Genomic DNA, 12632 nt, shown 5'->3' on the forward strand with positions numbered 1-12632 from the left:
ACGTCTCGGCGAGCCGAGTGGGAGCCTTCGGCGACGCGGCAGTAAACGGGCTGCTTCTCCCTGGGGCGCCCCGATAGGCTGGCCGCATGCTTGATCCCAGACTGCTACGTCAAGACCCGGACCGGATTCGAACCTCGCAACGCGCTCGAGGCGAGTCCGAGTCTCTGGTCGACGAGGCGGTCCGGGCGGACGAGGAGCGGCGCGCGGCGATCGCCGAGTTCGAGGGCCTGCGGGCCGAGCAGAAGGACCTCGGCAAGCAGATCCCGAAGGCCAGCGGCGACGAGAAGGCCCGGCTGCTGGCCCGCACCAAGGAGCTCGCCGACGGCGTCAAGAAGACCGACGCCGAGGCCGGCGAGGCCGAGGCGCGGTTCCGCGGGCTGATGGCCCAGTTCGGCAATCTGGTCGCCGACGGCGTGCCGGCGGGCGGCGAGGACGACTACGTCGTGCTGGAGACCCACGGCACCCCGCGCGATTTCGCCGCCGAAGGTTTCCAACCGCGCGACCACGTCGAGCTCGGCCAGCTGCTCGGCGCGATCGACCTGGAGCGCGGCGCCAAGGTGTCGGGTTCGCGGTTCTACTACCTGACCGGGCAGGGTGCCGAGCTGGAGCTGGCCCTGGTCAACCACGCCGTCGCCTCGGCGATCAGGAACGGCTTCACGCTGGTCATTCCGCCGTCGCTGGTCAAGCCGGAGGCGATGGAGGGCACCGGGTTCCTCGGCCAGGCGGCGCAGGACGTCTATCGGCTGGAGGCCGACGACCTCTACCTGGTCGGCACGTCGGAGGTGCCGTTGGCGGCGTACCACGCCGACGAGATCCTGGACGCAGAGAAGCTGCCGCTGCGCTACGCCGGTTACAGCCCGAGCTTCCGTCGTGAGGCCGGCTCGCACGGCAAGGACACCCGCGGCATCTTCCGGGTGCACTGGTTCGACAAGATCGAGATGTTCAGCTTCTGCGATCCGGCCGACGCCGACGCCGAGCATCAGCGGATGCTGCAGTGGGAGCGGGAGTTCATCGAGTCGCTGGAGATCCCGTACCAGGTGCTGGAGCTGGCCGCCGGTGATCTCGGGCTGAGCGCGTCGCGGAAGTACGACTGCTACGCCTGGGTGCCGAGCCAGGAGCGCTATCGGGAGATCACCTCGACCTCGAACTGCACCCAGTTCCAGGCGCGCCGGCTCAACATCCGGGCCCGGTTCCCGGACGGCACCGGGCCGGTCGCCACCTTGAACGGCACGCTCTGCGCGATGACCCGGGTGATCATCATGATCTTGGAGAACCATCAGCAGGCCGACGGTTCGGTGCGGATCCCGGCGGCCCTGCAGCCCTATCTTGGCGGCCGGACCGCATTCACCCCGGTCCGAGGCTGATGAGATCCGGGTTCCTTTCGTCGCTGTTGCGGCGCGATCGGCGTCGGCCACCCGCCGACTGGAAGCCGGAGCTGGTCGCGCTGGACATCGACGGCACCGTTGTCGATCATGACGGCCGGATGCCCGACTCGGTCCGGGACGCGGTGCGCCGGGTGGTCAAGGCCGGCGTGCCGGTGGTGCTGGCCACCGGCCGATCCTGGCACGGCACCCGGGACGTGTTCGACTACCTGGAGTTGCCGCCGGGCCCGGCTGTGCTGTCCAACGGCGCGGTGGTGGTGCGCTATCCGCCGGAGGAGATCGTCAAGACGGTGACCTTCGACCCGGCCGAGGTGATCAAGAAGGTACGCGAGTTCGCACCGACGACCTTGATCGCGGTGGAGGAGATCGGCCGCGGCTACCGGGTGACCGGCCACTTCCCGGAGGGCGACCTGACCGGAGAGATGATCATCGAGTCGGCCGACGAGCTGTCAGCCCGACCGGTGACGCGGGTGATCCTGCGCGAGCCGAACCGGTCGGACGAGGAGTTCGTGGCGCTGGCCCAGCACCTCGGCATGCACGGGATCACCTACTACGTGGGCTGGAGCGCCTGGATCGACATCGCCCCGGTCGGCGTGAACAAGGCGACCGCCCTGGCCGACGTCGCCACCGAGCTCGGTGTACCGGTCGATCGGGTGCTCGCGCTCGGTGACGGCCGCAACGACATCGAGATGCTCTCCTGGGCCGGCCGCGGGGTCGCGCTGGGCGACGCGCCGGAAGAGGTACGCAACGCCGCCGATCAGGTCACCGAGCGGTTCGGCGACGGTGGCACCGTGCTCGAACTGGACCGCTGGTTCGGCTGATCCTCCTTGATCAGTACTGGGGTCGTGGCCCGCTTCGAATTGGTGATCTTCGACAACGACGGCGTCCTGGTGGACAGCGAGCCGATCGCCAACCAGGTGTTGGCCGACCTGCTCACCGGCTACGGCTGGCCGACCACTTTCCAGGACAGCGTCAACACCTATCTCGGCGGCACCCTGCAGCACGTCCGCGACCTGGTCGAGCCGCAGCTGGGCCGTCCGCTGCCCGCGGACTTCGAAGATCAGTATCACGAGCGGTTGTTCGCCCGGATCGAGACCGAGCTGACCGCGGTGCCCGGCGTCGCCGACGCGCTGGACCGGATCGACCTGCCGACCTGCGTCGCCTCCAGCGGATCGCACCCGCGGATCGAGCGCACGCTGAAGACCGTCGGCCTGTACGACCGCTTCGCCGGCCGCATCTTCAGCGCCGACGACGTGACCCGCGGCAAGCCGTTCCCGGATCTGTTTCTCTACGCGGCCGAGCAGTCCGGCTCCGCTCCGGACCGGTGCGTGGTGATCGAGGACAGCCCGTACGGTGTCGCCGCGGGCAAGGCGGCCGGGATGACCGTGATCGGCTACGCCGGCGTCACTCCCGCGGACCGGCTCCAGGATGCCGACGTGATCATTGCCGCGATGACCGAGCTGCTGCCCGAACTCGACCGGCTCGCCTCCCGCTAGTTCGGGGGCGTGGAAGTCGCCACGGGTAGAGAAACGATCCTGGCGTGGGCGAGGTGGCGGCGCGGAAGTCGACCCCGGGTGAGAAGCACACCGCCCGGGCAGTTTTGGGCGAGCGGAAGTCGACCCCGGGTGAGAAACGCACCGGCCGGGGCAGGGTTGGGCGAGCGAACATCGCCACCGGTCGAGAAAAGCACGGGCCGAGAGCTGGTTGGGGGTCCCGGAGTCGCGTTGGACCGTCGAGAGTGACGGTAGCGACGTGAAATCGGAGCCGCGTCGCTAACGTCCCACTCGACGCCGCCCGACAGAAGCTGGCAGCCGGACGCAACCGACGCCGAACCCGTCCTCCTTTGGTGCTTCTTGAAACCTTCGGCAACACTCACGGAACGGCACCCGAACTCGGCGATCGGCCAACCGGATCTCGCACGCCAGGCTGAGACTCCGGAAGGTTCGATCGGTGGTTCGGAAGTCGCCACAGGTAGAGAAATGGCCCAGTGCGGGGCCGGCTCGGGGTTCGGAAGTCGCCACAGGTAGAGAATTGCCCAGTGCGGGGCCGGCTCGGGGTGCGGAAGTCGCCACAGGTAGAGAAACGTCCGTCCCGGAGTGGGGTCGGTGGTTCCGGTCGGAGGGGCGGCGGGGACTAGCGCTTGGTGGAGCCGCGGCTGACCAGCTCGGGTTGGATGTAGGAGGAGAGTCGAGATTCCGGGGCGCTGCCGTCGAGCCGGGCGAGCAGGCGTTCGATCGCCGCGCCGGCGACCTGGCGGGACGGCAGCCGGACGGTGGACAGGGAGGGGGCGAGGAAGGCTGAGAACGGGTAGTCGCCGAAGCCGACCACCAGGACGTCGTCCGGGACGGTCAGGTCGTGTTCGGCGAGGGCTCGGTAGAGGCCGAGGGCGAAGTAGTCGTTGCCGACGAAGAATGCGTCGGGCCGGTGGCCGCGGTCGAGGAGGTCGGCGGCGAGCCGGTACGAATCGTCGGCCTGCCAGGGCAGGGCGGCGCGCGAGCTGCGCCGGGTCGGCACGGTGACGACGCTGCGGTCGTCGAAGGTCAGTCCATGATCATCCAGCGCCCGCCGGAACCCGGCGGTGCGGTTGGCGATGGTCGAGATCGCCAGGTCCTCCTCGATCAGCACCACGCTGGTGGCGCCGCGCTCGATCACGTGACTGGTCGCCGCGTACGCACCCGCCTCGTTGTCGGTGCTGACGAAGTCGGCGTCGAAGCCGGCCAGCTCGCGATTGACCACCACAACCGGGATCCCGGCCTTGGCCAGGGAGACCCACGGGTTGTGCCGGCCCTGGACCGGGACGACGATCACCCCGTCGACGCCGGACTTGGCGGCGGTCTCGGCCGCCTCCACCTCGCGCCCCTCGGATTCGTCGCTGAGCAGCAACATCAGGGTGAAGCCGGCGTCGGCGGCGTGCGATTCGATCTCGCTGATCAGGTCGGCGTAGAACGGATTGGAGACGTTGGTGATCACCAGTCCGATGGTTCGCCGGGACCCGAGGACCAGGGAGCGGGCGTGCACGTTGGGCCGGTAGCCGAGCCGGTCGGCCTCGGCCTTGATCCGGACCCGGGTCGCCTCGCTGACGCCGGACAGGTCGTTGAGTGCTCGCGAGACGGTGTTGACCGACAGCCCGACGGCGCGGGCGACATCGGCGAGGGTTCGCCGCCGCGAATCGGACGAGGTGCTCGCCATGCAGACTCCCTTCCGGCTGTCTAGGTCGATCCTAGGAGGGCCGCTCAGCTCCAGGCGACCTCACGAGTGTCCGCCGGAAGCGACGCGCGCAACGAGTCGATCGTGGCGTGCTGCCGGCGTTGGAACTGTTCTGCATCCCGGTCGACCACGACCGGATCACAGATCGCGTGCAGCTCTGCCTCCAGCTCGTCGACGATGTCCGGCCGGGTGTCCCAGAGGTCGTGCAGCTCGTCCGGATCGGCGGCCAGGTCGAAGAGCTGATGCGGTGCGGCGCAGTGATGCAGGAGCTTCCATCGGCCGCGGCGGATCAGGAAGCCGCCGCCCCGGACGCCGGGCCCGTGATACTCGGCGAAGGCAACCCGTTCATGATCATCGGGAGCCACCAGCTGCAGGGGCGAGCCGCGCCAGCCCGCCGGTCGATCGGCCCCGACCGCGTGGAACAGGGAGGATTGCAGGTCGAGCAGGGTGACCGGGGTTCGGACCCGGGCGCCGGCGGCGAAGCCCGGGCCGGCTGCGACGATCGGGATCCGGACCGAGTCCTCGGCCAGGCTGCACTTGCCCCAGAGCCCGTACCGGCCGAGCATCTCGCCATGATCGGTCGTGTACATGATCACCGTGTCGTCGGCCAGCCCGGCCCGCTCGACCGCGTCGATCACCCGGCCGAGCTCGGCGTCGACATAGCTCACGGCGGCGTAGTAGCCGACCCGGAGTTCACGGACCAACTGGTCCGGATAGTCCCGGCCGCCGTGGTCGCGCAGGTCTTGGGTGTACGGATGCTGGGCGGCGGGATGATCGGCGCCGTGGTGGGGCAGATCTCCATGATCGCGATAGCGGCTCCAGCCGGCCGGATCGGCGGTGTAGGGCGGATGGGGCGGGTGCACGTTGACCGTGATCGTCCAGGGTCGACCCAGCCCGGGCGCCGTGCCGGTGAGCCAGTCCACGGCGTGATCGACGAAGCCGACGTCCTCGGCGAAGCGGTCGGGCCGAGGGCCCGATTCGGCCGTCGTGCGCGGGGCTGCGGGTCGCGACACCGGGCCGCGGATCGATGCCGGATTGAGGGATCGTCGGGTGACGTTGACCAGCCGCAGTTCGGAGAACCCGAGCGCGTGCGGATCGCGGTACAGGTTGGCGGCGCTGCCGAGGTAGACGGTGTGGACACCCTGCTCGGCCAGCACGCCGCCGTAGGTCGGAAAGCGGCCCTCGATGATCTTGCAGTTGTTGTAGCGCTGGATCTCGTGCACCCAGCGCCCGGTCATGAACGCCGAGCGGGACGGGACACACAGCGGTGACGGGCAGTAGGCGCTCTCGTACACCGTGCCCTGGGCGGCCAGTCGATCAAGGTTCGGCGTCGCGACGAACGGGTGGCCGTAGGTCGAGGAGTACTTCGGGTTGTGCTCATCGCTCATGAACAACACGACGTTGACCATCAGCTCTTCACCGCCCCGGCGATGCTCTCGACGAAGTAGCGCTGCAGGAACAGGAAGACCGCGATGATCGGGATCAGCGCGATGGTCGACGCGGCCGCCATCCCGGACCAGTCGTTGAGGTATTCGCCGCGAAAGGAGTAGACGCCGACCGCCAGCGTCCGCAACTCGGGCCGGGACAGGGTCAGCACCAGGGGCAGCAGGAACGAGTTCCAGGAGTGCATGAACTGCAGGATGATCGCCGTCGCGATCACCGGTTTGGCCAGCGGCAGATAGATCGAGAAGAAGATCCGGAAGAAGCCGGCGCCGTCGATCCGGGCTGCCTCCTCCAGCTCACCCGGCAATTGGCGGAAGTACCCGGCGAACAGCAGCGTGGCCACCACGTGCGCCCCTCCGGCCTCGGCCAGGGTGACGCCCCACAGGCTGCCGCTGAGGCCCAGGTTGGAGATCAGGTCGAAGATCGGGATGATCGTGTAACCCTCGGGCAGGAACACCGCCGCGGCGAACAGGCCGATAGTGATCTTCTTGCCGGGGAAGCGATACCGGCCCAGCACGTACCCGATCAGCGCCGTCGTCGAGACCGCGATGATGATCGAGAACACGGTGATGAAGACCGAGTTGAAGAAGTAGCGGCCGATGTTGGCCTGCTCCCAGGCCCGCACATAGTTGTCCAGCCGGACGATCTCCGGGAACAGGTTGAGCCCGGCGAAGATCTCCTTGTTGCTCTTCACCGAGGCCGAGACCATCCAGATGAACGGATAGATCCAGACCAGGCAGAGTGGCAACAAGATCACCGACAGCAGTGTGATCCGGATCGTCGTCCGACGCCGATGCCGCCGGAGCTTCGGGCGGGGGCCGTCGGATACAGCGGCCGGCGGGCTGGTTGTCAGGGTGGCGGTCATTCGTCACCCGCCTCGCGCAGTTGGCCGCGGACCTGGTTGACCTTGCGGATCGCCCAGGCCTGACCGACGGCGATGATCAAGGTGATGGTGCCGAAGAAGCAGCCGGCGGCCGAGGCGTAGCCGAGCTGGGTCACGCCGGCGTTGCCGCTCTCGCTGCTGCCCGCGGCGAAGGCGGTCTGATAGATGAAGACCTCGATCACCTGGGTGCTGAAGTACGGTCCGCCCTCGGTCATCGACTGGACCAGGGCGAAGGCGTGCAGGTCGCTCTGCGCGGTCAGGATGATGATCACGATCGCGAACGGCATCAGGATCGGCCAGGTGATGTGCCGGGCCAGCCGGAGCGGCCCGGCGCCGTCGACCCGGGCCGCCTCGTAGTAGCTGACCGGGACGGTCTGCAGGGCGGCCAGCCAGTAGATCATGGTGTGCCCGGTGGCCTTCCAGATCTGGACCCCGATCACCGACCACAACGCCACATCGGGATCGGACAGGAACTTGATCGGCTGGTCGACCAGGCCGAGCGCCCCCAGCACCTGATTGACCGGACCCTGATAGGAGCCGAGCATGAAGCTCATCACCACCCCGATCACGGCCGAGGTGGTGATCACCGGGATGAAGAAGAAGGTGCGGAAGACCGGGGCCAGCTTGAGCAGTTGATCATTGAGCACGATCGCGATGATCAACGCGAGGACGACCCGGACCGGCGTGCCGACCAGGACGAACAGCATCGACCGGCCGAACGCCGACCAGAACTGCGGGTCGTGGATCAGCCGCCAGTAGTTCTCCAGCCCGATGAACTCCGCGTCGGCGGTGAACCCGGACCAGTCCAGCAACGAATACCACCACGACATCACCATCGGATAGAAGGTGAACAGCACGGCCAGGATGGCCGCCGGGATCATGAACAGGTAGCACCAGCGGATCGTCGAAGCCCGCCAGGACCGGCGACCACGGGCCGCCGGTCGGGTGGGCGCTGTGGGGACCGTACTCACAGCATCACTCACAGGGCGTCGTAGTCGGCCTGGGTGTAGTCCACGGCCGGATCCCAGTTGGCGAAGACGTAGTCGTCCCGGGAGACGTCGGCGCCCTTGCCTCGGGCCTCGGCGATCGCGGTGTCCAGGGCGGAGTTGAGGCCGTCGTTCAGGGTCACCAGCGCCTTCTTGATGTCCTTGACCTGGCCGGTGAGCATGCCGCCGAGCAGGTCGGCGAAGTTGGGCGAGACCGGCTTCGGCGCGACCTTGCTGACGTCGCCGTTGCGGACCACCGGCACCGGCTCGACCCGCATGATCGCTGAGGACAGGTCGCGGACCTTGGCGAAGTGCGGATTCAGCTCGCTGCCGGCCTGTTCGGCCTTCACCTGCGCCTCGGGCAGGCTGGGCAGCAAGGCGCCCCGGGACTGCAGCACCATCTGGGTCTGCCCGTCCAGGCTGCCCAGGTAGGAGAACAGATCGCCGGCGATCTCGGGATGGGCGGCCTTGGCGAAGACGAAGACGTTGCCACCGCCGCCGTAGCTGTAGGCGTCGGTGTACTTCGCGCCGGCCTCGCGCGTCGGCATCAGCGAGAAGTCGAAGCTCCACTCGGCCTGCTCCCACTCAGCGATCGAGTAGGGGCCGTCGACCTGCAGCCCGGCCACGTTGTTGGGCATCCGGCCCCGGGCGTCGGCGGCGCTGATGCCGGCGAAGTCGGGCCAGATGCTGCCGTCGGCGTTGATCGCCAGCAGCAGGTCGATCGCGTCGTTCACCTCGGCCGCGGTGTAGGTGTATTCGCCGGTCCGGCAGTCCAGCCCGCCGCGCCAGCCGGTGGTGGCCAGCAGACCTTCGATGATCTTGACCGGGGTCCGGCTGCACATCAGCCCGAAGTAGTCACCGTCGCCGGTCTCGGTGATCTTCTTCGCCGCCGTCCGGAACTGGTCCCAGGTGGCCAGATCCCTGGTCGGATCGAGCCCCGCCTTGTCCAGCAGTTCGGTGCCGTAGATCAACATCTCGGTGAGTTCGCCGCTGCCGTTCAGCGGGAAGCTGTAGATCTTGCCGTCGAAGACATGCACATTCGGTACGAACGCGTCCTCGGGGAAGTTCGCCTTCCAGGCTTCGAAATCCGGCACCAGGCCCTCGATCGGTTGACACCAGCCGTCCTCGATCGCGGTCCGGTGTTCGATCTTGTTGCCGATGCCGAAGACATCCGGTGCGGTGCCGTTGCGCACGCCCAGCGGGATCGTCTCGTTGACGGTGTCCATGTTGGTCGCGTCGTACTGGACCGTGATGTTGGCGTGCTTGGCGCCGTACGCCGCGAACAGCGGGTCGAGGAAGAGTTGCCGGTTCCCGCCGCCGTCGAGCCAGCGGAAGGTGACGTCCTCGGTGGGCAGCGTGGCCTTCGACTCGGGCAGTTCCAGGGCCGGCGCGTTGCCGGTGGTCTCGGGCGGAGCGGTCTGGATCCGGCAGCCGGCGAGGACGGCACCGGCTCCGCCGAGCAGGCCCAGCGCCGCCCGGCGGGACAGGGCCGGCGGGCGCGATCGATCGAGGTGGGAGGTGGGGTGAATCATGGCCGAGCCTCTCGTGGGTGTGAGCCGCGGCAACCGTTGACGCGTCGAGGAGGTGGGCAAACCATGCATGAACGTTAATGCGCACTGTTAGCGTCGCGCCAGAATCACCATCTGTCAAGGATCAAGGTTTGTCACCGGACAAGGAGACTACAGATCTCCGGCTCGGAGGAGATCTACATGAAGGTTAATGTTCAGTTAAGTCCGGGCGCGTGTTCGTTCCCTGAGCCTGTCGAAGGGCAGGTCGGATGATCTTGGGCCTCTTGGAGAAGCCTGATCTGGTCCGCCCTTCGACAAGCTCAGGGAACGAATCTGCGAGCGTCCCGACGAGACCAGAAGCTCAGCCGTGGCCGAGCAGGGTCCGGGTCAGCTTCTCGGTGTCGGACAGCAGATCGGCCAGCGCGGCCGTCAAATGTTGATCTTGGGCGACCGTGCCCTCGGCTCGGAGCGCGGCCCGGCGGACGAGTTCCTTGGCGAACGAGGCGGTGGCGCCGTCGGTCCGTTCGGCGGCCTCGGCCAGGGCGGCGTCGGAGAAGTCGTGCCGGGCGCCGTACAGCCGGAGCAGCCGCAGTCGATCATCGGTGCCGGGCTTGTCGATCTTGACCGCGAGGTCGACCCGGCCCGGCCGCTCGACCAGGGCCCGCTCCAGCAGGTCCGGCCGGTTGGTGGTCATCACGAACGCGATGTCGGCGTCGCCGGCGATCCCGTCCAGCGCCTCCAGCGTCTCGAACAGGGCCGCGTTGGAATCGCCGCCGCGATGCTCGGCGACCAGGTCGCAGTCCTCCAGCACGATGATCGCGGGTTGGCTGGACCGGGCCAGCCGCGTGGCCACCGAGATCTGCTCGAGGGTCTGCCCGGACAGCAGCACCGCCGTCGTCCCCGGCGTGATGGTCAGCAGGTGCCGGACGACGTGGGTCTTGCCGGTGCCCGGCGGCCCGTACAGCAGGACGCCCCGCTTGAGGTGGTGCCCGGCCTCGGCCAGCGGGCCGGCCTCCCGGCCGATGCCGACGACGTGGCCGACGATCCGATCCAGCACCCCGGCGGGCAGGATCACCTCGTCGGTCGGTACGGCGGGGCGGCGCAGGAAGGTCAGCGGCGACCCGGACCCGAACCGGTCGAAGTGGTCCCGGTGGAAGGACAACACCTGGCCGCTGAACACGCTGTCGGTGGTGATCAACTCCCGCACCTCGGTCAGGAAGCGATCGGCCACGTCCTGATCGGCGGCCAGCACCTCGACCCGATACTGGTCCCGGCCGTGTCGCGGACTGGTCGCCTGCTGCAGGGCGGCCAGCGGCACCCCGTCATAGCGGAGCAGGGCGATTCCGAACCCGACGATGCGGCGGTCGGTGTCCGGCCCGATGGGCTTACGGACGTGGTTGACCGGCCCGGGCTCGAAGCGGAACATCCGGCCGAGCAGCATGTCGAGGAAGCTGCCGACGTGATCACGGTGCGGTCCGAAGACCCCGATCCGGCTCCCGTCGTGCCGCTCGATCAGCGTGGTGATCGCGCGGTCCACGTCGATGGTGAACTGGTCCGGGAACTCTTCGGCGATCGGGTCGACCTCGCGGATCGGCACCCCGAGATGATCTTGGATCCGCTCGCCCAGCGCGGACAGCCGGTCCGTGCCGCCGCCGGCCTCGGCCGTCATCGACTCCAGGAAGTCCTGGAAGACCTGGGCGAACTCCGCACGATTCAACTCGGTCATGGTTTCCCTCCGCTCCCGCTGGAACCCCACCGTAGTGGACCTTTGGTAATTCGGCCGGGACGCGGAACACCCACCCGGTCAGTGCCCGGGTGGGTGTTCTCAGGTCCTCAGGTGGTGGCACGGATCAGCCCGCGTTGATCACCTTCAGGCGGCCGCGCGGAGCCGGTTGATCACCGCCGCGTAGGCGGCGAGGACGGCGGACACGGTCGGCACCGACGGCGCCTTCTTCGGCCGGCGCGGCTCGGTCCGGGCCCGGCGCAGATGCCGCTTCACCGTGGACAGCGAGCAGCCGAGTCGCTGGGCCAGGGTCTCCAGGCTCTCGTGCGGGTTGGCGTGCCGGAGTCGTACGACCTCGTCATGATCGACCTGGCGATGCCGGCCGGTCACCCCGGCGAGGGTGTCGAAGTCCTCGGCCTGCACCGACCAGCGCAGCCGCTTGCGGATCTCGGTCCGCTGTCGCTCGGTGGTGCCGCCGGCGATGCCGGAGACGTTGTGCTCGACGACCGCGCGGTAGAGGCAGTCGGTCAGCAGCGGGCACCCGTGGCAGGCCTCCTGCGCCTTGGACTCCAGCACTGCATACCGGCGCCGGACGGCGGCCGGCGCGGCGGTCGAGGGCGGCTCCTCCAGCAACGGGTCCTGGAACACCTCGGGCTGATCGAGGCAGGACATGCGCTCATAGGAATGCGCGGTGTTGGTGGTGGTGCTGGGGTGGATCGACATCGTGTCTCCAGGAGGTCTCGAAGCTCATTCGGCCTCGCATGAGACGACGCGATGTCGGGTCGGGTTCCCTCGGTTCCGGAGAAAGTTCTACGGATGATCCCGTCCGGTGTTACAGGTACATGCCGTCGGAGCGGCCCGGCACCTGTGGCCCACCCGGAGCCGGGGTCGCGCCGGGCGGCAGAGCGCGGCGCATCTGTTCCAGCTGCGCCCGGGCGGCCATCTGCTGGGCGAACAGCGCGGTCTGGATGCCGTGGAAGAGGCCCTCCAGCCAGCCCACCAACTGCGCCTGCGCGATCCGCAGCTCCGAATCACTGGGTGAATCCTCGGTGAACGGCAGCGAGATCCGCTCCAGCTCCGCCACCAGATCGGCCGACAGGCCGTCCTCGAGTTCCTTGATCGACGCCTGATGGATCTGCTTCAACCGCTGCCGGCTCGCCTCGTCCAGGGGCGCCGCCTTCACCTCTTCCAGCAGCTGCCGGATCATGTTGCCGATCCGCATCACCTTGTCCGGCTGCGAGACCATGTCGGTCACCGAAACGGCCTGCTCGTCGCCGTCGCCGGACTTCTCCTCCGGCGCTCCCTCGATCGCCATCGCCGTCGGCGTCACCACATAGACCCGGCCGTCCTCGGTGGTCCCCGCGACGCCCTGCGGCTCGTTCGGATTCTGCTGCGGCTGCTGCTGATCGGTCATGACTCGATACTAGTGTCGCGGCGCGTCCCGGGCCGCTCCGTACCCCGGTCAAAAACCGTTCGGCATTGTCGGGGGAACGCCATATC

General features: G+C 68.3%; 11 protein-coding genes. 3 read left to right on the forward strand and 8 right to left on the reverse strand.

The genetic code is table 11. The annotated features are described in order from the left end of the window. The first annotated feature begins 86 nt into the window (after positions 1–86). From serS to FNH24_RS04450, 3 genes are read left to right on the forward strand one after another with little or no spacing between them, the layout of a single operon-like run. Positions 87–1364 carry a serine--tRNA ligase gene (gene serS, locus FNH24_RS04440; RefSeq protein ID WP_152360939.1) on the forward strand — a complete coding sequence of 426 codons (1278 nt, stop codon included), beginning with the start codon at positions 87–89 and terminating at the stop codon, positions 1362–1364. Further along, positions 1364–2203 (forward strand): HAD family hydrolase, encoded by an 840-nt coding sequence (locus FNH24_RS04445; protein ID WP_152360940.1) that lies wholly within the window; start codon positions 1364–1366, stop codon positions 2201–2203. The genes serS and FNH24_RS04445 overlap by 1 nt, the downstream gene beginning before the upstream one ends. Positions 2204–2227: 24 nt before the next feature. After that, entirely contained in the window at positions 2228–2878 is a 651-nt protein-coding gene (locus tag FNH24_RS04450; protein ID WP_152360941.1) for an HAD family hydrolase, read from the forward strand. Positions 2879–3515: 637 nt separating this feature from the next. On the opposite strand, the gene FNH24_RS04455 is transcribed toward FNH24_RS04450, so the two are convergent. The 8 genes from FNH24_RS04455 to FNH24_RS04490 all read right to left on the reverse strand — a co-directional run bounded on the left by FNH24_RS04455 (position 3516) and on the right by FNH24_RS04490 (position 12546). Continuing rightward, positions 3516–4571 (reverse strand): LacI family DNA-binding transcriptional regulator, encoded by a 1056-nt coding sequence (locus FNH24_RS04455; protein ID WP_152360942.1) that lies wholly within the window; start codon positions 4569–4571, stop codon positions 3516–3518. Positions 4572–4615: 44 nt separating this feature from the next. Beyond that, on the reverse strand, positions 4616–5998 hold the full coding sequence (locus tag FNH24_RS04460; protein ID WP_152360943.1) for a sulfatase-like hydrolase/transferase: 1383 nt from the start codon (positions 5996–5998) through the stop codon (positions 4616–4618). Then, entirely contained in the window at positions 5998–6789 is a 792-nt protein-coding gene (locus FNH24_RS04465) for a carbohydrate ABC transporter permease (RefSeq protein ID WP_246186745.1), read from the reverse strand. Before FNH24_RS04465 ends, FNH24_RS04460 begins: the two co-directional genes overlap by 1 nt. A 104-nt stretch (positions 6790–6893) precedes the next feature. Next, on the reverse strand, positions 6894–7886 hold the full coding sequence (locus tag FNH24_RS04470) for a carbohydrate ABC transporter permease (protein WP_152360945.1): 993 nt from the start codon (positions 7884–7886) through the stop codon (positions 6894–6896). Positions 7887–7894: 8 nt separating this feature from the next. Further along, positions 7895–9433, reverse strand: coding sequence for an ABC transporter substrate-binding protein (locus FNH24_RS04475; RefSeq protein WP_161605991.1), 1539 nt, complete (start codon positions 9431–9433; stop codon positions 7895–7897). Between the two features lie 337 nt (positions 9434–9770). Further along, positions 9771–11135, reverse strand: a complete 1365-nt coding sequence (locus tag FNH24_RS04480; RefSeq protein WP_152360947.1) for an ATP-binding protein — start codon at positions 11133–11135, stop codon at positions 9771–9773. Between the two features lie 144 nt (positions 11136–11279). Next, positions 11280–11855, reverse strand: a complete 576-nt coding sequence (locus tag FNH24_RS04485; protein ID WP_246186746.1) for a WhiB family transcriptional regulator — start codon at positions 11853–11855, stop codon at positions 11280–11282. 109 nt (positions 11856–11964) lie between these two features. Next, positions 11965–12546, reverse strand: coding sequence for a bacterial proteasome activator family protein (locus tag FNH24_RS04490; protein ID WP_281350994.1), 582 nt, complete (start codon positions 12544–12546; stop codon positions 11965–11967). Between the last annotated feature and the right edge of the window lie 86 nt (positions 12547–12632).

This window comes from Microlunatus speluncae (genome assembly GCF_009299835.1).
Lineage (GTDB): Bacteria > Actinomycetota > Actinomycetes > Propionibacteriales > Propionibacteriaceae > Microlunatus > Microlunatus speluncae.

Bases quoted from the DNA above. Each gene is read 5' to 3' on its own strand.
- FNH24_RS04460 (WP_152360943.1), bottom strand. From the start codon at position 5,998: ATGGTCAACGTCGTGTTGTTCATGAGCGATGAGCACAACCCGAAGTAC.
- FNH24_RS04475 (WP_161605991.1), bottom strand. From the start codon at position 9,433: ATGATTCACCCCACCTCCCACCTCGATCGATCGCGCCCGCCGGCCCTG.
- FNH24_RS04480 (WP_152360947.1), bottom strand. From the start codon at position 11,135: ATGACCGAGTTGAATCGTGCGGAGTTCGCCCAGGTCTTCCAGGACTTC.
- FNH24_RS04455 (WP_152360942.1), bottom strand. From the start codon at position 4,571: ATGGCGAGCACCTCGTCCGATTCGCGGCGGCGAACCCTCGCCGATGTC.
- FNH24_RS04445 (WP_152360940.1), top strand. From the start codon at position 1,364: ATGAGATCCGGGTTCCTTTCGTCGCTGTTGCGGCGCGATCGGCGTCGG.
- FNH24_RS04485 (WP_246186746.1), bottom strand. From the start codon at position 11,855: ATGTCGATCCACCCCAGCACCACCACCAACACCGCGCATTCCTATGAG.
- FNH24_RS04490 (WP_281350994.1), bottom strand. From the start codon at position 12,546: ATGACCGATCAGCAGCAGCCGCAGCAGAATCCGAACGAGCCGCAGGGC.
- serS (WP_152360939.1), top strand. From the start codon at position 87: ATGCTTGATCCCAGACTGCTACGTCAAGACCCGGACCGGATTCGAACC.